Origin of the sequence: Novosphingobium sp. B1 (assembly GCF_900176395.1) — a bacterium.
GTDB lineage: Bacteria > Pseudomonadota > Alphaproteobacteria > Sphingomonadales > Sphingomonadaceae > Novosphingobium.
Genome location: NZ_FWXL01000008.1, coordinates 108,703 through 127,495, shown reverse-complemented (window position 1 = coordinate 127,495; position 18,793 = coordinate 108,703). Strand labels below are relative to the sequence as shown.

At 61.8% G+C, this 18,793-nt stretch carries 21 protein-coding genes and 1 pseudogene; 11 read left to right on the top strand and 11 right to left on the bottom strand.

Annotated features, from left to right (window positions below; genetic code table 11):
• The first annotated feature begins 92 nt into the window (after positions 1-92).
• The 3 genes from wecB to B9A23_RS22860 are packed head-to-tail and all read left to right on the top strand — an operon-like array spanning position 93 to position 2,731.
• Positions 93-1,217 (top strand): non-hydrolyzing UDP-N-acetylglucosamine 2-epimerase, encoded by a 1,125-nt coding sequence (gene wecB / locus B9A23_RS15220; protein ID WP_084279942.1) that lies wholly within the window; start codon positions 93-95, stop codon positions 1,215-1,217.
• A complete protein-coding gene (wecC, locus tag B9A23_RS15215; protein WP_084279941.1) occupies positions 1,207-2,526 on the top strand; it encodes a UDP-N-acetyl-D-mannosamine dehydrogenase in 1,320 nt (439 codons plus the stop codon). The genes wecB and wecC overlap by 11 nt, the downstream gene beginning before the upstream one ends.
• A 58-nt stretch (positions 2,527-2,584) precedes the next feature.
• The gene (locus B9A23_RS22860) at positions 2,585-2,731 is read left to right on the top strand and encodes a hypothetical protein (RefSeq protein WP_176218018.1); all 147 of its coding nucleotides are present in this window, start codon (positions 2,585-2,587) and stop codon (positions 2,729-2,731) included.
• 109 nt (positions 2,732-2,840) lie between these two features.
• Here B9A23_RS22860 and B9A23_RS15210 read toward each other — a convergent pair whose 3' ends face one another.
• Positions 2,841-5,177: a TonB-dependent receptor gene (locus tag B9A23_RS15210; protein ID WP_084279940.1), complete on the bottom strand. Its 2,337-nt coding sequence runs from the start codon at positions 5,175-5,177 to the stop codon at positions 2,841-2,843.
• Positions 5,178-5,328: 151 nt separating this feature from the next.
• Here B9A23_RS15210 and B9A23_RS15205 point away from each other — a divergent pair, with 151 nt between their 5' ends.
• Complete coding sequence (locus B9A23_RS15205; protein ID WP_084279939.1) at positions 5,329-5,940, top strand: TetR/AcrR family transcriptional regulator; 612 nt, start codon at positions 5,329-5,331, stop codon at positions 5,938-5,940.
• Here the strand turns inward: B9A23_RS15205 and B9A23_RS15200 are convergent.
• On the bottom strand, positions 5,937-6,476 hold the full coding sequence (locus B9A23_RS15200; protein WP_084279938.1) for a pseudouridine synthase: 540 nt from the start codon (positions 6,474-6,476) through the stop codon (positions 5,937-5,939). The two genes, B9A23_RS15205 and B9A23_RS15200, sit on opposite strands and share 4 nt — an antisense overlap.
• 9 nt (positions 6,477-6,485) lie before the next feature.
• Positions 6,486-7,106 carry a glutathione S-transferase family protein gene (locus B9A23_RS15195; protein WP_084279988.1) on the bottom strand — a complete coding sequence of 207 codons (621 nt, stop codon included), beginning with the start codon at positions 7,104-7,106 and terminating at the stop codon, positions 6,486-6,488.
• A gap of 126 nt (positions 7,107-7,232) precedes the next feature.
• Here B9A23_RS15195 and B9A23_RS15190 point away from each other — a divergent pair, with 126 nt between their 5' ends.
• On the top strand, positions 7,233-8,096 hold the full coding sequence (locus B9A23_RS15190; protein WP_084279937.1) for a MipA/OmpV family protein: 864 nt from the start codon (positions 7,233-7,235) through the stop codon (positions 8,094-8,096).
• On the opposite strand, the gene B9A23_RS15185 is transcribed toward B9A23_RS15190, so the two are convergent.
• Positions 8,093-8,374, bottom strand: coding sequence for an usg protein (locus B9A23_RS15185; RefSeq protein ID WP_084279936.1), 282 nt, complete (start codon positions 8,372-8,374; stop codon positions 8,093-8,095). The genes B9A23_RS15190 and B9A23_RS15185 overlap by 4 nt on opposite strands.
• A gap of 150 nt (positions 8,375-8,524) precedes the next feature.
• Positions 8,525-9,166 carry a YqaA family protein gene (locus tag B9A23_RS15180; RefSeq protein WP_084279935.1) on the bottom strand — a complete coding sequence of 214 codons (642 nt, stop codon included), beginning with the start codon at positions 9,164-9,166 and terminating at the stop codon, positions 8,525-8,527.
• A gap of 297 nt (positions 9,167-9,463) precedes the next feature.
• Here B9A23_RS15180 and B9A23_RS15175 point away from each other — a divergent pair, with 297 nt between their 5' ends.
• The 5 genes and pseudogenes from B9A23_RS15175 to B9A23_RS15160 all read left to right on the top strand — a co-directional run bounded on the left by B9A23_RS15175 (position 9,464) and on the right by B9A23_RS15160 (position 12,757).
• On the top strand, positions 9,464-9,994 hold the full coding sequence (locus B9A23_RS15175; RefSeq protein WP_084279934.1) for a hypothetical protein: 531 nt from the start codon (positions 9,464-9,466) through the stop codon (positions 9,992-9,994).
• Positions 9,991-10,446, top strand: a pseudogene (locus tag B9A23_RS22335) (terminase family protein); the annotation flags it as partial. The gene B9A23_RS15175 and the pseudogene B9A23_RS22335, both read left to right, overlap by 4 nt.
• On the top strand, positions 10,376-10,846 hold the full coding sequence (locus tag B9A23_RS22330) for a DUF2793 domain-containing protein (RefSeq protein ID WP_139797494.1): 471 nt from the start codon (positions 10,376-10,378) through the stop codon (positions 10,844-10,846). The pseudogene B9A23_RS22335 and the gene B9A23_RS22330, both read left to right, overlap by 71 nt.
• A gap of 191 nt (positions 10,847-11,037) precedes the next feature.
• Complete coding sequence (locus B9A23_RS15165) at positions 11,038-12,123, top strand: OmpA family protein (RefSeq protein WP_084279933.1); 1,086 nt, start codon at positions 11,038-11,040, stop codon at positions 12,121-12,123.
• Positions 12,124-12,217: 94 nt separating this feature from the next.
• Entirely contained in the window at positions 12,218-12,757 is a 540-nt protein-coding gene (locus tag B9A23_RS15160; RefSeq protein ID WP_084279987.1) for a superoxide dismutase family protein, read from the top strand.
• A 4-nt stretch (positions 12,758-12,761) separates the two neighbouring features.
• Here B9A23_RS15160 and B9A23_RS15155 read toward each other — a convergent pair whose 3' ends face one another.
• The 3 genes from B9A23_RS15155 to B9A23_RS22855 all read right to left on the bottom strand — a co-directional run bounded on the left by B9A23_RS15155 (position 12,762) and on the right by B9A23_RS22855 (position 15,264).
• Entirely contained in the window at positions 12,762-14,357 is a 1,596-nt protein-coding gene (locus B9A23_RS15155) for a spinster family MFS transporter (protein ID WP_084279932.1), read from the bottom strand.
• Positions 14,335-15,030: a 7-cyano-7-deazaguanine synthase QueC gene (gene queC / locus B9A23_RS15150; RefSeq protein WP_084279931.1), complete on the bottom strand. Its 696-nt coding sequence runs from the start codon at positions 15,028-15,030 to the stop codon at positions 14,335-14,337. Before queC ends, B9A23_RS15155 begins: the two co-directional genes overlap by 23 nt.
• 72 nt (positions 15,031-15,102) lie before the next feature.
• The gene (locus B9A23_RS22855; RefSeq protein ID WP_176218016.1) at positions 15,103-15,264 is read right to left on the bottom strand and encodes a hypothetical protein; all 162 of its coding nucleotides are present in this window, start codon (positions 15,262-15,264) and stop codon (positions 15,103-15,105) included.
• A gap of 45 nt (positions 15,265-15,309) precedes the next feature.
• On the opposite strand from B9A23_RS22855, the gene B9A23_RS22850 reads away from it, so the two are divergent.
• On the top strand, positions 15,310-15,483 hold the full coding sequence (locus B9A23_RS22850; RefSeq protein ID WP_176218015.1) for a hypothetical protein: 174 nt from the start codon (positions 15,310-15,312) through the stop codon (positions 15,481-15,483).
• Between the two features lie 182 nt (positions 15,484-15,665).
• Here the strand turns inward: B9A23_RS22850 and B9A23_RS15140 are convergent, their stop codons facing one another.
• The 3 genes from B9A23_RS15140 to B9A23_RS15130 are packed head-to-tail and all read right to left on the bottom strand — an operon-like array spanning position 15,666 to position 18,698.
• The gene (locus B9A23_RS15140; protein ID WP_139797503.1) at positions 15,666-16,526 is read right to left on the bottom strand and encodes an Hsp33 family molecular chaperone HslO; all 861 of its coding nucleotides are present in this window, start codon (positions 16,524-16,526) and stop codon (positions 15,666-15,668) included.
• Between the two features lie 55 nt (positions 16,527-16,581).
• Positions 16,582-17,508 carry an ornithine carbamoyltransferase gene (argF, locus tag B9A23_RS15135; protein WP_084279929.1) on the bottom strand — a complete coding sequence of 309 codons (927 nt, stop codon included), beginning with the start codon at positions 17,506-17,508 and terminating at the stop codon, positions 16,582-16,584.
• A complete protein-coding gene (locus B9A23_RS15130; RefSeq protein WP_084279928.1) occupies positions 17,505-18,698 on the bottom strand; it encodes an aspartate aminotransferase family protein in 1,194 nt (397 codons plus the stop codon). Before B9A23_RS15130 ends, argF begins: the two co-directional genes overlap by 4 nt.
• Between the last annotated feature and the right edge of the window lie 95 nt (positions 18,699-18,793).

Genomic DNA, 18,793 nt, shown 5'->3' with positions numbered 1-18,793 from the left:
TTCATGGTTGACGCCTTCAGCGCCGGATTGCCGCCATGCTTAAATCGAGGCTCTTATTTCACGGTTAACACTCGCCGGTTATTGGAGCCGATATGACGACAAAGACCGTTCTAGTGGTGTTCGGCACCCGTCCCGAAGCGATCAAGATGTTCCCCGTGGTCCATGCGCTGCAGGCGGATCCGCGCACCCGCGTGGTAACCTGCGTCTCTGCCCAGCATCGTGGCATGCTTGATCAGGTGCTGGAGATTGCCGGGATCGTGCCGGACTTCGACCTGGACCTGATGCAGCCCGACCAGACGCTTGACGGGCTGACTGCGGCATTGCTGACCGGGCTTGGCAAGGTGATGGATCAGGTCCAGCCTGATTGGGTCGTCGTTCAGGGCGATACCGCCACGGCCATGGCCGGTGCGCTTGCTGCCTATTATCGCAAGCTGCCTGTCGCCCATGTCGAGGCGGGCCTGCGCAGCCATAACATCTATCACCCCTGGCCCGAGGAGGTGAACCGCAAGATCATCGGCACGATCGCCAGGCTGCACTTTGCGCCGACCGACGTTTCCGCAGCAGCACTGCTCGCCGAAAACGTCGATCCCGCCGCCGTCCACATCACCGGCAACACCGTTATCGATGCCTTGCAATGGGTCACGGCGCGGATTGGGGCCGAGCCTGCGCTGGCCTCCGGGCTTGCCGGGATCGAGGCTCGGTTCGCCGGCAAGCGCGTGATCGGCGTGACCAGCCACCGTCGCGAGAACTTCGGCGGAGGTCTAGAGAATATAGCCGAATCGATCCGCCGCATCGCCGCGCGTGACGACGTGGCCGTGGTCTTTCCGGTCCACCCCAATCCCAACGTGCGCAAGGTGATGGATGCCGCCCTGCAGGGCCTGCCCAACGTCGCGATGATCGAACCGCTCGATTATCCGCACTTCGCCCGGTTGCTTTCCATTGCCGAAATCATGCTGACCGATTCGGGCGGTGTGCAGGAAGAAGCGCCCGCGCTGGGCAAGCCGGTGCTTGTCATGCGCGAGACGACCGAGCGCCCCGAAGGCGTCACTGCCGGGACCGCGAAACTCGTCGGCACCGATGTCGACACCATCGTTTCCGAAATCTTCACCCTGCTCGACGATAAGGCTGCCTATTCGGCCATGGCGCGTGCGCACAACCCGTTCGGGGATGGGCAATCGGCGCGCCGTATCGTGGAGTTGCTGGCGAATGATGGGTGATGTGAAGCCGGACGTCTGTGTTGTCGGCCTCGGCTATATCGGACTTCCAACCGCTGCCATCATAGCCCGCGCCGGATGCCGCGTGCTCGGCCTCGACGTGTCGCAACACGTCGTCGACACGATCAATCGCGGCGAAATCCACATCGAGGAAGTCGATCTCGATGGCCTCGTCCACGGCGTCGTCCAGCGCGGTCTGCTCCGCGCATCCACGCAGATTGCGCCGTCCGACGTCTTCGTGATCGCCGTGCCGACGCCGTTCGAGAAGGACGGCCATCACACGCCCGACATTTCCTATGTGCTGGCCGCTGCCACACAAGTCGCTGCGGTCCTCAAAGCCGGCGACACGGTGATTCTTGAATCGACCTCGCCCATTGGCACCACCGAGCAGATGCGCGATCTGATGGCGGGGCTGCGGCCCGACCTGAAGTTCCCTTTTCCAGACTCCTTGGGAAAGACCAAGGAAACGCCCGACGTTTCCATCGCCTATTGCCCCGAGCGCGTTCTGCCCGGGCGCATCCTTGAAGAACTGACCAACAACGACCGCTCGATCGGCGGGATCACCCCGCGTTGCGCGCGCAAGGCACTGGCGTTCTACAAGCGCTTCGTGCGCGGCACTTGCGTCACCACCGATGCGCGCTCGGCCGAGATGACCAAGCTGGTCGAGAACGCCTATCGCGACGTCAACATCGCCTTTGCCAACGAACTGTCGATGGTGGCAGACCGCATGGGCCTCGATGTGTGGGAAGTGATTCGCCTCGCCAACCGTCACCCGCGCGTGAACATCCTGCAGCCGGGGCCGGGCGTTGGCGGGCACTGCATCGCCGTGGACCCTTGGTTCATCGTGGCCGGCGCTCCGGAAGAAACCCCCCTGATCCGCACCGCGCGCAACGTCAACGACGGCAAGATGCATCACGTGGTGAAGAAGGCGGCGGAACTGGTCAATGCCAACCCGGGTGTGAAGGTCGCCTGCCTCGGCCTGGCGTTCAAGGCCAACATCGATGATTTCCGCGAAAGCCCGGCGCGCTATGTTGCCGCCAGCCTTGCCCGCCAGTTCGGCAGCCGGATCAACGTGGTCGAACCCTATGCGGGTCAGCTTCCCCGTGAATTCGAAGGCACCGGCGCTGTCCAGATCGATCTCGATACCGCGCTGGAAGAATGCGGCGTGCTGATCGTGCTGGTGGATCACGACGTGTTCAAGGTCATCCCGCTGGCCGAACGCAGCGGCAAGGTCGTCTACGACACGCGCGGCATCTGGCCGGACCAGCCGGGTGCGGAAAGCCCCGCGGCGGGGTTGCGGTTGGCAAGCTGATCTGCTTCGCTTCCGCATTCCCGGTAACAGGCCGAAACAGGGTTGAGGGCAGCGGTTAATGCAGAAAGATCAGGCGGTTGGATTTCCACTGGGTGTTATCGGCGGCATCATTCTGGGCGCGGTTATCGGCAATATGGCGATTGGGCTTCTGATCGGGTTTGCGGTGGGTTTCGGCTGGATAAAGCTGAAGAGCAAAAAACCCTGAGCTTGTCTTGCGAACAAGAAAAAGCCCCGGCCTTGCGGTCCGGGGCTCTTCTTTTTCGGAGCGCGGTTTTGGGTGAGGGAGCCCGCGCTCCGAGGAGAGACCGTTCAGATCAGAAGCGCACGCCGACCGTGACGTTCCAGGTGCGCGGATCGCCGTAGTAGGCGGTCTGGATGTTGCCGACCGAGCTGAACTCCTGGCCGTCGGTCTTGTAGAGCGTGTTGGTCACGTTCTTCACCGCGCCGCGCAGGTAGAACTTGTCGAAATCGACCTGGGCGTAAAGGTTGCCCAGCCAGTAGCCGTCTTCGGTCAGCCCCGGACGGTTGTCGACCGAGAGGTAGTGCTTGTCGACGAAGCGGGCGTCGCCACCCAGGGTCAGCGCAGCCTCGCCCAGCGGCAAGCGGTATTCACCGCCGACGCGCAGCGTGAGCGGCGGTGCGAAGGGCGGGCGGCAGGTGATCTTGGTGCCGGTGGGGTTGCAGCTGAACGAAGGCGCGCGGCGGCCGTCGTTGAACTCCTTGTAGTCGGCATCGAGATAGCCGACCGAGGCGAACAGCGTGACCGGCGTTGCCGGGCGCACGTTCAGGTCGAACTCGAAGCCCTGGATGCGCAGCTTGCCGGCGTTGAGCACGGGGAAGCTGCCGCCGGTGATGCCGGTGTTGCCGCCGCCGACGCGGGCTTGGAAGTTCGAATAGTCCGAATAGAACGCAGCACCGGAAAGGTTCACGCGGCCATTGAGGAACGAGCCCTTGGCGCCGACTTCGTAAGTCCACACCGTTTCGGGCTTGAACGTCGGCACGACAACGCGCTGGCCATTGATCTCCTGCGTCACGTCACCCAGGCCGTTGACGCGGCCGTTGAAGCCGCCCGACTTGAAGCCGCGGCTGACCGAGCCATAGACCATCGTGTTCTGCGAGGGCTTGTAGCTGAGCGTTGCCGACGGCGTCCACGCTTCATAGGTCACGTCATTGTCGGCGTTGAACGGCGCGGGAAGATTGTTCGGGAAGACGAACGTGTTCTTGATCACGATCGCCGGGAAGACCGGGCTCGACGTTGTTGCCGTGGTGGTGCGGAAGTATTCCTTGGTCTCGCGGGTGTAGCGCAGGCCTGCGGTCAGCGAGAGCGCATCGGTGAAGTCATAGGTAAGCTGGCCAAAGGCGGCGTAGGACTTGGTGTCCTGCTCGTCGTCGATCGTGCGCAGGAAGTTCAGCGGCGTGTTCACATAGCGCAGGTAGCTGTCGGCATAGGCTTCCTGGTGCGAGGTCACGTGCTCGTTTAGATAGTAGAGGCCGAGCACGCCCTTGAGCTTGTCGGCATCGAGCTTGAGCTGCAGTTCCTGGCTGAACTGGTGCTGGCGGGTGCTGACCAGCACGTCGCCCACTTCGGCAGCGGTGCCGTCAATGTCGACGAAGAAATCGGTCTTGAGCTTGCGGTAGGCGGTGATCGATACAAGCTGCAGGGTATCGGAGAGGTCGACGTTGACCGTTCCCGAAACGCCCCAGTGATCAAGGCGCTGGCCTTCGTCGTTCTTGAAGCTGGTCGAAGCCTGATACTTCCACGGGCCAGCCGCCGGCGCGATGGTGAACGGCGTCAGCGCGGTGAAGGTGGCGTTGTAGTTGAAGCCGATCAGCGGCGCTGTGGCCTGGCCCAGCGTCAGCGCATTGCGCTGGCGGGTGTAGTCGCCGGCAAGGCTGATCTCGACCGTCTCGGAAGGCTTCGCGCGCAGGATGGCGCGGCCCGAGAGGTTGTTGCGATCGTTGTACTTCTTGCCCGTGGCCGGATCGGTGACGATGCCGTCGCGGTCATCATAGACGCCAGCCAGAGAAAGCGCGAGCTTGTCGGTGACGAGCGGCGCCGAGACATAGCCCTTTGCAGTCACTTCATCGAAGCGGCCATAAGTGAAGGCCGCTTCGCCGCGCACGGTATCGAGATCAGGCTTCTTGGAGACGACGTTGACCGCGCCGCCGATGGTGTTCTTGCCATAGAGCGTGCCCTGCGGCCCGCGCAGCACTTCGACGCGCTGGACGTCGAACAGGTTGAGCAGCGCGCCCTGGATACGGCTGAGATAGACGCCATCGACATAGACGCCGACAGCCGGGTCAAAGGTCTGCAGCGCGTCGGGCTGGCCGATGCCGCGAATGTAGAAGTTGGCGCTGCTGGCCGAGCCGCGGCCCTGCACGATGTTGACGTTGGGGATCGCGCCCTGGATGCCCGAAAGGTCCTTGGCGCCGGCCTTTTCCAGCGCTTCGGTGTTGAGCGCCGAGATGGCGATCGGCACGTCGAGCAGGCGCTCTTCGCGGCGGCGGGCGACCACGGTGATTTCGTTGCTGGTGGCGACATCGCCGGTGTCTTCTGCGGCGGGCATGTCCTGCGCGAATGCGGGCATGGCGGGCAGGGCGAACAGCGCAGCAGTAGCGATCAGCGCGGCGCGCGTGGAAATTCGGGTCATCAGGCAGGCTCCCTCTCGCGGACTGCTTCGTCCGCTCATCCTTCCAATATTGAAAGTTGAACCACCTTTCAAGTTTGAGTTGTGGGGCGATGTGTTTGCGGTTACGAATCGTGGCGGAACGGCAACAGGTCCGTTGCGGGGAGACGATTTCATGGCGCAGGCCAGCTCTGCCAGTCCGGGCAAGGTGCCGCGCACGGCGCGCGGCCGCGAAACGCTGCGGCGCCTGCTCGATGCTGCAGCGGCAGAGTTTGGCGAGCGCGGCTTCCACGAAGCGTCGATCAGCGGTATCACCCGCCGCGCCGGCACTGCGCTGGGCAGCTTCTACACCTACTTCGATTCGAAGGACGCGATCTTCACCGCACTGGTCCGCGACATGTCGGCCCGCGTTGCGACGACGGCGGCAGCAGCGATGAGCGAAGGATCAAGCGGGTTGCAGCGCGAGCGCGAGGCGCTGGCGGGATTTCTCAACTTCGCGCGCGAACACAAGGAAATCTACCGGATTATCGACGAGGCGGAGTTCGCCGATCCGGCAAGCTACCGCGCTCATTACGAAGGCACTGCCACCCGCATCGCCGCGCGTCTGGCCGAGGGCGTGGCGGCGGGAACACTTCGCGATGGCGAGCAGGACGTGCGCGCCTGGGCGATCATGGGGATGAATGTGTTCCTCGGTCTGCGCTTCGGGGTATGGGACGACAGCCGTCCCGTCGACGACATCGCACGGGTTGCAGCCGACCTGCTCGGCGAAGGGCTGAACGCGCGCTAGAGCTGGCGCCATTCCCCCGGCGACATATCTCCCACCTGCCACTCACCTATGCTCCACCTGACCAGCCGCAAGGTGGGATGGCCGACAGCTGCCGTCATCCGGCGCACCTGCCGGTTGCGACCTTCGCGAATGGTCAGTGAAAGCCAGCAATCGGGCACCGATTTGCGCACGCGGATCGGCGGATCACGGGGCCACAGCGCAGGATCGTCGATCCGTTCGGCTAGCGCGGGTAGCGTCGGTCCGTCCTTGAGGACGACGCCCTTTCGCAAGGCCGCAAGCGCCGCAGCGTCGGGTTCGCCCTCTACCTGCACCAGATAGGTCTTGGGCAGTTTGTGGCGCGGATCGGCGATGCGGGCCTGAAGGCGGCCATCGTCGGTCAGCAGCAGCAAGCCTTCGCTGTCGTGGTCAAGCCGGCCGGCTGGGTAAACACCGGGAAAGTCGATGAAATCGGTCAAAGTATGGCGTGGCGGCCCGTCGCGCTCCGGACTGAACTGGCAAAGCACGCCAAACGGCTTGTTGAACGCAATAAGGGCCATGCCACGTGCTTAGGCTGCGGGACCCTGCGCCGCAATCGCGCGCTGGAAGGCGGGGCGATTGCGGAGGCTTTCGAAATATGTCCGCAGGCGCTCGGACACGAACTCCTCAAGGCCGACCGAAAGCGCCAGCATCACTGCGTAACCTACGGAAATATCGGCCATGGTGAATCGGTCTGCGGCAACATGACTGGCCCCCATCATCGTTTCGACGTTGCGCAGGCGGGACCCAAACCATTCGGCGTAATCGCGGGCAATTTCGGGGCGGCGCTCCTCGCGCGGGGCGAAGACCTGATAGCGCAGGTGGATGGTCTGCGGGAAGGTCAGCGTCGCCTCGCCCATGACAAGGAAGTTGAGGTAGGCGCCATATCCTGGCTCGTCCGGTGCAACGGCGAGGTCAGTCGGCCCGTATTTCGTGGCGAGATAGTGCGGGATCGCTACGCTTTCGGTCAGGCGAACGTCACCGTCGAAGAGCACTGGGATCGTGCCCAAGGGATTGATATCATGCATGTTCTCGTGCCGCTTGCGCGGCGGGAAGGGCAGGACATGCAGATCGTAGGGCAGTCCCATTTCCTCAAGCGCCCACAAGGCGCGGAACGAGCGGGCGTTGGTGCAATGGTAAAGCGTGAGCATCGGGCGAGGATCGCCGGGTGTGCGCTCCTGCACAAGCGCAAGTTTTCGACACATTGCCGCAAAGCGCCGGTCTTGGAGGCAGTCCATAGGACGCGCGGATCGTTACTTACACTGAGGAGAATAAGGATGCGTCTGGTTCGCGCTGCGCTGGGTCTGGGCTTGGGCCTGGGTATTGTCCTGCTGCATCCCGCCAGCGCCCAGACCGCTCCTTCCGCGACCGCTCCGGTGCGGCCGGCAGGACTGCCCATGGCGCCGCAGGGGTGGACGATGACAGTGGGCGTGGCGCCGGTGTTCGGCATGGCCTGGTCCGGATCGAAGGACACAGCGCTGTCGATCTTCCCGGACCTGCGCGTGAACTACAAGGACACGCTGTTCCTCTCGGTGCAGGATGGCCTCGGCTGGAATGCGGTAAATCATGATGGCTGGAAGGCTGGGCCGATCGTGCGGACCCGGTTCGGCCGCAACGATGACGACGGCGGATCGCCTTTCCTGATCGCCGGGGGCAGCGATGCCCTGCGTGGCATGGGCGACGTGGGCATTGCCGGCGAGGCTGGCGGCTTTGTCGAGAAGCGGTTGGGCGCGAAGAAGCAGTGGCGCGTGCGCGCCGAAGTACGGCAGGGCTTTGGCGGACATGAAGGCGTGGTGGGCGACGTGCTGGCGCAGTATTCCGGGCGCGAGGGCAAGCTGATCTACGCCGTGGGGCCGCGCGCGACATTTGCCAGCGGTGACTTCATGCGGACCTACTACGGCGTTGATGCGGCCCAAGCGGCGCGCACGGGGCTGGCGGTCTCACGGCCCAATGGCGGGCTCGTGTCCTATGGTCTTGGCGGCAGCCTGATCCGGCCGTTGAGCGCCAAGCGCGCAGTGGCGGTTTTTGCCGGAGCTGATCGACTGGGCGGCGAACCTGCTGGGAGTTCGCTGATCCGCGAGCGCGGACAGCGCACGCAGTTCTCGGTCGGTTTGGGCTACTCCTACCGGTTCGGGCTTTAGTTGATCGAGATCACACCATCGACGGCCCGCCATTCCTGCGGGCCGATCAGGTGGTTGTGCGCAATGCGGACCGAGTGAAGTGCGGCTTCGATTTCGCGCCGCCAGTGGTCGAGAAAGCCATGCAGGCGGGGGAAGCGCGGGGCGAGATCGTATTGCTGAAAAGCGAACATCTGCAGCAGGCTGGGATGGTCGGGCAGGTAATAGTGGATCTGGATAGTGGTGAGGCCGTATCCCGCCATCTGCAGCCGGATGTCCTCGTTTGCGCTCACACGTCCCATGCTTTTCCTTCCTACGGTTCGGAAGGAGCACCGGCCGATGGGAGCGCGATGCTCCGACCCATGCAAAAGTCGCAAAGACAGTTTCAGTTGTGGCGAAAAATCCTGAAGATGCCGTGAACCGTCAAGAGGCGCAAAAAGCGTATTCCACAATCAGGATGCGGTAATCGGCGCGACCTGTTCGCACTTGGCCTTGGTATCCGAAGTGCCGCTGCCGCCGAGCATCGTTGCGGCAATGAAACCGCCGACGATGAGCAGGACGAAGCCGACGGTAACGAGGCCAAGGTACTTGTCGATGAAGCGCTTGATCGGTGCACCGAACAGGCGGAACAAAATTCCCACGATCATGAAACTGATCGAGCGGCTGACGATGCTGGCAAGGATGAACGGCACCAGCGGCATGGCGATGAAGCCTGCGGTTATCGTCAAAAGCTTGAAGGGAATGGGCGTGGCGCCCTTGATCATGATGATCTCGACCCCGTATTCGCGCAAATAGCACGCCGCCTTGGGGAAGCTCTCGGTCAGGTGAAGTGCCGCGAGCAACTGGGTGCCGACCGTATCGTAGAGGCCATAGCCGATTGCGTAGCCGAGCAACCCGCCAAGGACCGAGGCGATCGTGGCGACAGCGGCGAAGCGCACGGCCTTCTTGGGTTCGGCCAGGCACATCAGGCCCAGCAGCGGGTGCGGCGGGATCGGAAAGAAGCTTGCCTCCATGAACGCGAAGAGCGCGAGCCACCATTCGGCATGGGGGTGCGCGGCCTTGGCCATGGTCCAATCGTACAGGCGGCGAAGCATCGGGATTCCGTTCGTTGTTGCTTGCGTGCGGATAGGCGAGGCGCGGGCTGAGGGGAAGTGCTGATTGGGGCTGCGAGATACGCCCTGCAGGCAGAGACCATTGTTAGCGAGGCACGCAGTACCGATCGCATTGGTTATCCCATTTCCCAAAAAGAACCTGATTGGCACTTTTCGATTGACATCGTCACGCTCTTTCGGTACATAACAAGAACATCGCGATAGACCGAGTCGCTCCCGCCAAGGGACGAACCGGCCAAGCGGTTCTCTGACAGCTCATTTCCGGGAGGGATGGTCACTATGGCCAAGCCGACTGTGCAGCCGCGTGCGACGAGTTCGGGCGCGAAAGGGAATGCTGCGCGCACGGCGCAGGCAGAAGGCGATGGGGCTGTATCAAGGCGCGGCAGTGCCCCGTGGAAGATACTGTTCCTGGCGAAGCTTGCCGAAACTTCGAATGTGACGGCCGCAGCCGCGGATGCGCAGGTGCAACTGTCCAAGGTCTACAAGGAAAAGCGCGACGACAGCGAATTTGCCGCGCGCTGGCGTGAGGCGCTGTGTGAGGGTTACGATCTGCTCGAGATCGAGGTGTTGCACCGCCTGCGTTTCGGCGAGCCCAAGGAGATCGGCGCAAAGTTCGACAATGCCACTGCCCTGCGACTGCTTTCGCAGCATCGTGAGACGGTGGCGCGCGAGCGGGCGATCCGCGACAACGCCGATGTGGAAGCGGTGCGCAAATCGATCCACGCCAAGCTGCTGCAGATCCGCGAGGAAATGCAGCGCCAGCGCAATGGCGGGGCAATGGATGATCTTCCGGGCGGCACCCCTGCATGAGCGGGGGCACGTTGCTGGACTGGCTTTTCGATGCGAGCCCCGAGCAGGTGGACGGCTATCTCAGGCGGTTCGACAAGGTTGAAATCGCGGAATGGCCATTTGATTGGCAAACCTGGGCAAGGCCGAACCAGTTGCCTCCCCAAGGCGACTGGCGGATCTGGCTGATCATGGCCGGGCGCGGTTTCGGCAAGACGCGGCTGGGCGCCGAATGGGTGCGCCGGGTTGCGGAGGCCGATCCCGATGCGCGCATCGCGCTGGTGGGATCGTCCCTGCACGAGGCACGCAGCGTGATGGTGGAAGGCGAAAGCGGGCTCTTGTCCATCGGGGCGCCATGGCGGCGGCCGGTGTTCGAGAGTTCGGTGCGGCGGCTGGTCTGGCCCAATGGCGCACAAGCGCATCTTTATTCGGCAGCCGAGCCGGAAAGCTTGCGTGGCCCGCAGCACAGCCACGCTTCTGGGTAAGTCACAGAAAGAGCCGACCATCAATGAAAGCCTGACGATGGTCGATATGCTGCTGTGCGGCGTCGTTATCGGAACAGTAAACGAGGCCCCGGCGGATCCAGAAGCAGGATCGATGTGGATCGTCGGGGAACAGCCATCGGGCATTTTCTCTGGGCAGGTTCACAACCTGGCGGGATGGACCGAGGGTGGATTGCGATTTGCAACACCCGTTGTTGGCATGTGCATTCTCGACCGTTCGATCGGAGCGTTGAAGATTTTCAACGGTAATTGGACATCATGCGGGCCAATCACGCCTGCCACCGGCGTGTCGGTGATCGATACGGAAGTTCGACAGACTGTCGCGTCCATTTTGGCTGCACTGCGGTCTACCGGGATAATTTCGCAAAGTTAAGCGGAACCAAATCTCTGTCACGGCATTCCACCGGGACATGAGGGCGCAATCAACTGCTATTGCAATGCACAACGGATCTCGATCGTTGTTTTCTTGCAACAGTCAGTGTGTTTGTCTGCTTGCATGACCACTTTGGAAACGGTAGACAACCTGCACGACGTGGCATGATGTCGCAAAAAGGGGAAACAATAATGCGGAAACTGGTCCTGGGCGTAGCCTTGGCCTCGAGTGCCTTGGCATCGCCTGCATTCGCACGTGATGATGCTTGGTACGTTGAAGCTGATGCTGGCGCGATGATCGTCGAAGACATCGAGAACCTTCGTGGTTCCAACCAGCTGGGCGTTCTCGATACCCGCACGGGTTACGATTTCGGCGGCGTGGTCGGTTATGACTTCGGTGGCTTCCGTCTGGAAAGCGAAGTCAGCTATCGCCGTGCAGAAGAAAAGAGCTACGACGCCGTAACTGCTGTCATCCCTGACTCGCAGCTTGGTGGCGGTGCAGAAGCTCTCAGCTTCATGGTCAACGGCCTTCTCGACTTCGGTCCCGATGATGGCCTTCAGGGCTTTGTCGGTGGTGGCGTTGGCGTAAGCCGAGCTAAGGTTGCCGTGATTTACAGCGACACCGCCCGCAGCCTTGTCGACTCGGACACCGGCTTTGCGTGGCAGGCCCTCGCGGGCATCCGTGCACCGCTTTCCGACCGCGTCGACGTTGGTCTGAAGTACCGCTTCTTCAACCAGGATCACATCGATCTGGTGACGAATGCGGGTCAGAATGCACGCACCAAGTTCCGTTCGCACTCGCTGATGGGCACGCTGAGCTACAACTTCGGTGGCGCTGCACCGGTCGAGGAAGTGGCTCCGCCGCCGCCGCCCCCGCCGCCCCCGCCGCCCCCGCCGCCCCCGCCGCCCCCGCCGCCGGCTCCGGTCTGCAACAAGGGTCCGTACATCGTGTTCTTCGACTGGGATAAGTCGGACATCACGCCTGAGGCAGCGACGATCCTTGACAACGCAGTTACCGCTTACGGCAACTGCGCGAGCGTTCCGATCATGCTCGCTGGCTATGCTGACCGTTCGGGTACCGTGAAGTACAACCAGGGTCTGTCGGAGCGCCGCAACGCTTCGGTTACCTCGTACCTCACCACGCACGGCATCCCGAGCGGTTCGATCACAAGCCAGGCGTTTGGCGAAAGCAACCCGCGCGTTCCGACCGCCGATGGCGTTCGCGAACTCCAGAACCGCCGCGTGGAAATCACGTACGGTCCGGGTTCGGGCATGTAATCTTCGGATTACCCGAAAACAAAAAAAGGGGTCGGAGAAATCCGGCCCCTTTTTCGTTATGGTCTGAGTGCCAATGCAGATGGAGACTACGACGATGATTTCGAAAGCCGCTACTGCGCCGCTTGCTTGCTGCTTGCTTCTTGAGGCCTGTGCCGATGTGCAGAGCACCCCTCCGATGGCAGCGCTACTGGCTGAGGCCTCCTTGCAAAATTCGACCGGAGCGCCGGTAGGCAAGGCGAGCATCGAACAACGGGGGGCCGAACTCGCGCTAGTCGTCAATGTAAAGGGACTATCGCCCGGTCCTCATGGCATTCATCTGCACACCACAGGAAAATGTGAGGCGCCCGGTTTCACCACGGCTGGTGGCCACCTCAATCCGACGTCGCATCAGCACGGCACAATGAACCCTGCAGGCCCTCACTTGGGCGATCTGCCGAATATCGTAGTCACGTCAGACGGGCGTGGATCCCTTCGCCACTCGATTGCGGGATCGGGACAAGATACCCTCGCGAACCTGTTCGATGCTGACGGCACCGCATTGGTCGTTCACGCGGGGCCCGATGATTACGCAACGGACCCCAGCGGAAACAGCGGCGGGCGCATTGCCTGCGGCGTGCTTACCCGCATGCGCTGAACACTTACACTGGCTCGCCTGCCGCTCTCGCGCGCTCTTCCAAGCTTGCGATGGCGGCCGGTACGCTGCGGATAGCAACGATCAACAATACCAGGCCGATCGGCGCTGAGATCAGTGTCGAGAGCACTCCAAGTGAGAGATTGTCGCCGTAGGTGGCCGATACATAGCCCGCCATGAACGGACCTAGAGCGAGACCGACCAGAGTCGTTGCCAGAAAAAAGGTCGCTGTCGCTGTTCCGCGCATTCTGGGTAGAACGAGCGCTTGGCTCGTCGCCGCTGCACCACCTAGCGCACTGCTCGACATGGACTGTGCAACAAACAGCATACACACGAACAAGGGAAAGCTCTCGCTTCTGAAAGCGATGACCATCGGCAATATGGGAGCGATCAGTCCGAACAGGGTGACCAGGATCCTCCCCGAGCCGTGGCGCTTGTGGAGCACATCGGCAACTCGGCCCCCGATGATCACGCCAAGAAATCCGGCGAGCGCACCAGGCGCGCCGATAAACCAACCCAATTCTGCCTTGGCAATATCGAACGTCCGCTCAGCGTAGGGTGCCGCCCAGTAAGATGTCGCGTATGACGTGAACGCGACCATGCCATAGCCGAGCGTCGTGCAGATGAAGGCGGGTGTTCCCCAGATTAGTCGAAACGTTGCGGGGTCTCTTGCGCGCAGGGCACTGGCCCAACTGAATACCGCATAAGTCCCCACCCCCACAAAAATCCACTGCTGCATGGTCGACCGGCCCAGCACCGCAGTAATGCCCGCTATCAGCGCTGCGATAAGGCCCGCTACGACCACGTTTGCAACCAGTGCCTTGGGTCCTCGTTGCAGCGCGCCGATCAGTGTGAGCGGTGGGATGACGGTGACAAGTTCGCCAAAGAAGCCCTTGAACGGCTGATCGCTCCCGGGCGTGGGCCGACCATCGATCGCGCCACGCACCGGTTCGCGCAGGGTTGCCACCAGCACTGCGAGCGCAATGCCCGGCAAGCCGACTGCCATGAACGCCGCCTGCCAACCGACGAGCCCGAGCGGTCCGCCACCGGGATAGGCTGCATTCCAGCGCTCTACGATGAGGCCGCCCAGCAAAAGTGACAGACCCCCTCCGAGGAAAAGGCCCGAAGAATAGATGGACAAGGCCGTGGCCCGCAATCGTTGCGGAAAATAGTCGGAGATCAGAGAGTAGGCGGCAGGGCTTGCGGTTGCCTCGCCGACGCCGACGCCGATGCGAGCGACCGTCAACTGCCCGCCGCTGCGCGAGAAGCCCGAAACCGCGGTCATGACGGACCAAAGAGCCAGTCCTGTGCTCATTAGCCGGACACGATGCCAGTTATCTGCAAGGCGACCGAGCGGAATTCCGAAGAGCGAATAGAAGACAGCAAACGCAGTGCCGTAGAGAAAGCCCAGATCCGCGTCGGTGAGCGCCAAGTCCTTCTTGATATCGTTTGCAAGGATCGACAGGATCTGTCTGTCGACAAAGTTCAGCACATAGACCAGGACCAGCACGCCAAGAACGTACCAACTGTAGCCAGTCGCCTGCTGTATTTCGCCCTTCTCGACCGGCTTGGCCTGGTGTTCAACCGTACTGGGTTCCGTCATCAAGTCCTGCCTCTTCAAACCCTGCTTGCCGCAGGCGACAACTGTCGCATACGCCGCAGGCTCTCCCGTTTTCCAAGGGATCGTAGCAGGACCAGCTCTGGCCTGCATCGAGCCCCAGTCGCGCTGCTTGTTGCGCGATCTCTGATTTTTTGAGGTACTGGAGCGGGGCGTGCACCGTTACGTTGCCACCCTGGCTACCGATCTTGGTCGCCACTCGCGCAAGACTTTCAAACCCGGCGATGAACTCTGGCCGACAGTCAGGATACCCCGAGTAGTCGAGCGCGTTTACGCCGATGAATATATCCTTTGATCCAGCAGCTTCTGCCCATGCCAGGGCAAGAGACAGGAACACCAGGTTCCGTGCAGGAACGTATGTCACCGGGATGTCCTCGCCAACGCCTTCCTTCGGCACGGCAATGTCATCTGTCAGAGCCGAGCCGCCAAATTGCCGGAGGTCCATCGGCAGGATGACATGACGCTCCACCCCGATGCGTTCAGCGATGGTCTTGGCCGCGTCAAGCTCGACACGGTGCCGCTGATTGTAGTCGATGGTGAGTGCAAGGACGCGGAACCCCTGTTCCTTGGCCAAACCCGCACATACCATCGAATCAAGTCCACCGGACAGGAGCACAACGGCGATCGGCTCCATCGCGTCTTTGATTTGGGTGATCATCACATCTTGGCTAGCCGCGCCCCTGACACCTTGCAATGGTCTCTTGTGCAACTTTCTGAAAAGCCTGCGGTCTCAGCCATGACAGCGGCCAAGCCGGCGCCCCTCGGCCTCGAAGTTGAAAGGCAGGCCGTTTTCGATGCCTTGTGTCTCAAGCTGCACCAATTCGGGGTTCTCGAAGCGTACTTGCGTATAGCCATACCCCAGCGAAGGGCACGAATACTGTACCGTGACCATGGCAGGCCGATCTTCAATCACGAAAGGACGGCACGTCTCGCTTCTGTGACGGACCTGAATGAGTTGACGGCCATCGTCCAGGCAGATCTTCACGACTTCGGCTTTGTCATGCGCAGTGATTTGCCACAGGCCTGGCTCGATGCGATCAAGCATGGCCAGCGACGGCCCTTTGCCATCGGCCGTGGTAGCAACGCAGGCTGTGGCTATTATGCCCAATAAGGCTGAGATGCCAGCCGAGAGAGAGCAGTTATATCGACGAACGAGCATGCCGGTTTCTCGCTAGATGCCGGAATGGATTGCCGGTCGACTGCCGACAATACCCGCTTCGGACTCGCGATGAAACGAACATGCTCGTGCGGAAACATGAAAAACCCTGATAGTCGCGCGCCGAGGCAGTGCCCTCAGTCTATCTCGATCGCAAACTGACGCGAGCAGAACGAGCAATCTACCAAGATCTGGCCGTTTTCATCTTCCATCTCCGCGCGCTCGCTCGCAGCGAAGCGGGACAGGATATCTCTGTAATGATCCACTGTGCAGCGACAGCCACGGGTCAGCACGCGCCCACTGTGGACCCGTACCTCGCGCTCTTCGTGGAAGAGGCGCCAGACCATGCTTTCAAGGTCCAGTGCGGGGTCAAGCAACTCTTCTTCGCTAATCGATCCGGCAAGAATGGAGACATGCTCCCATTCGGGGTGGTCGAGTTGAACGTGCAGTCGTTCCCTGCCTTCCTCGCCATCAGGCAGGTGCTGCAAGAGCAGAGCGCCAGCCGTGCAGCCATCGGGACCATGCTGGACGGCAACCCTTATCAACGTCGGGATCTGTTCTGACTGAAGGAAGTACTGTTCGCAGGCTTCAGCCAGTGATTCACCCTCAAGTGGCACGACGCCCTGGTACCGTTCACCCGTGCTTCCCAGATCGAATGTGATAGCGAGGTATCCGTCGCCAAACAGGGAAAACAGGGAAGGGTTGGGCCCGAGTTCGTCAAGCCGTGCCCGGTCATGACGAACGTATCCCCGTAATTCGCCGTTGCGGTAATCGCAGACCAGCAGGTCAATGACGCCGTCCTGCGTCTGGGCCTGAAGAGTAAGCTGCCCCTCCTTGTCCTTCAGGAGCGTGCCGAGCAGCGCCGTGATTGCCAATGCCTGCGCCAGCAGATGCTTCACCGGCGCGGGGTAGGAGTGTGCCGCAAGAATTGTATCCAGCACTGGCCCCAACCGTACAGCCCTGCCGCGCGCATTGCGATCTGGCAGCGTGAAATGCATCACGCAGTCGAACCCGGTAGATGGCTGGTCTGAAACACTCACGTTTTAGCTTTCCTCAAATCTGCCCGAACGCCCAGCGCAACACGGATTTCTGCGCGTGAATGCGGTTTTCAGCCTCATCCCACACAACCGAGCGGGGGCCATCGATCACGGAATCCGTGACCTCCTCGTTGCGGTGCGCTGGCAGACAATGCAGGAACACAGCGTCAGCCTTGGCATGGGCCATCAATGCATCGTTGACTTGATAAGGCTCCATCGCCGCCAGCTTCGCTTCAGCATGGGACTGGCCCATCGAAATCCAGGTGTCGGTGACGATGACGTCAGCGCCGCGTACCGCTTCTGCCGGGTCGCGAACAACGCTGATGCGCGCGCCTGAAAGCTTAGCGGCCTCGATCATGGCAGCATCGGACTCGTAACCTTCCGGCACACCAATCCGTACGTTGAACTTCATCAGGCCAGCTGCCTCGACGACCGAGTTCAGGACGTTGTTACCATCGCCGAGCCACGCCACCTCAAGACCGGGCAGTGACTTGCCATGCTCGATCACGGTCAACAGATCCGCCATGATCTGGCAGGGGTGGGACAGGTCAGTAAGGCCATTGATTACCGGAACGCTGGCATAACGGGCCAGTTCCTCGACCTTGGCGTGATCATCGGTTCGCAGCATGATGGCATCGACCATGCGGCTGAGCACGCGTGCAGTATCTGCGATGGTCTCGCCCCGCCCAAGTTGGGTGGTGCCTGCATCGAGGATCAGCGCCGATCCACCCAACTGGCGCATGGCGATATCGAAAGACACGCGGGTGCGGGTCGAATTCTTCTCGAACACCATGGCAAGAACCCGTCCCGCCAGCGGCGCATCTGCGTCCGCCTGGCCTTTGGGCAAGGTGCGCCGCGCGGCCTTGCGGTCGATCGCGTCGTTGAGCATGGCGGCAATGGCATTGCCGCCAGCGTCGGTGAGATTGAGGAAATGCCGGCTCATGATGCGACCAGTTCCGGCTGGTAACTTGCGGCTGCCGCCGAAAGCTTTTCCATGAACTCGTCGATGTGACTGTCGTCGATCACCAGTGGCGGGATCACGCGCACGGTGTTGTCACCGGCCGAAACTGTCAGCAACTGATGGTTGTCGCGCATGTGGGCGACGAACGGGCGCGGCTCGATCTTCATCATCAGGCCCAGCATCAGCCCCCGTCCGCGCACGCCGATGAACATATCGGGGTAATTGCCGATGAACTGTTCGATCCGGCCACGCAGCCGCTCACCCTTGGCGCGCACTTCGCCCAGGAATGCCTCGTTGGCGACAACATCAAGCACGGCCTCGCCGGCCGCCATCGCCAGGGGGTTTCCGCCGTAGGTGCTGCCATGCGTGCCGGCGACCATGCCGCGCGCGGCCTTCTCGGTCGCGAGGCAGGCGCCCATCGGGAAGCCGCCGCCAATGCCCTTGGCCGTGGCCATCACGTCTGGCGTGATGCCGTACTGTTCGTAGGCATAAAGCGTACCCGTGCGCGCGACGCCGCACTGCACCTCGTCGAAGATCAGCACGAGGTCATGCTCGTCGCACAGCGCGCGCAGGCCCTTCAGGAATTCTTCCGAAGCGTCGCGGATGCCGCCTTCGCCCTGGATGGGTTCGACAAGGAATCCGGCGGTATTCGGGCCCATCGCCGCCTTCGCGCCCTCAAGGTCGTCAAAATCGACGTACTTGAAACCTTCCAGCAGTGGCAGGAAGCCCTTGTGCATCTTCTCCTGATTGGAGGCGCTGATCGTTGCCATGGTGCGGCCATGGAAGGCGTTCTTGAAGGTGATCAGCTCATACTTGTGATCGTTGCCGGCTGCCGAGTGATAGGCCCGCGCCGTCTTGATCGCGCACTCGACCGCTTCGGCGCCAGAGTTTGTGAAGAACACGGTATCGGCAAAGGTCAGATCGACCAGCCGCTGGGCAAGGTGTTCACCCTGCGGACTGCCGTAGAGGTTCGACACGTGCATCAGCGTCGCGGCCTGCTTCTGAATCGTGCCGATGAGATGCTCATTCGAGTGGCCGAGCAGGTTCACAGCGATGCCGCTGGCGAAATCGAGGTAGCGCGTGCCGTCCTCGGAAATCAGGTGGCAATGCTCGCCTCGCACCGGACGCACGCCGCACCGGGGGTACACGGGCATCAGCGGGGTGATCGACATAGAGCTCTCCTGTTCAGTCACGAATGTTTCCGGATCACGCAACAATACTGCGTGCGCCAGATAGAAAAAGGGGAATCGACAAACGACAAATGGCG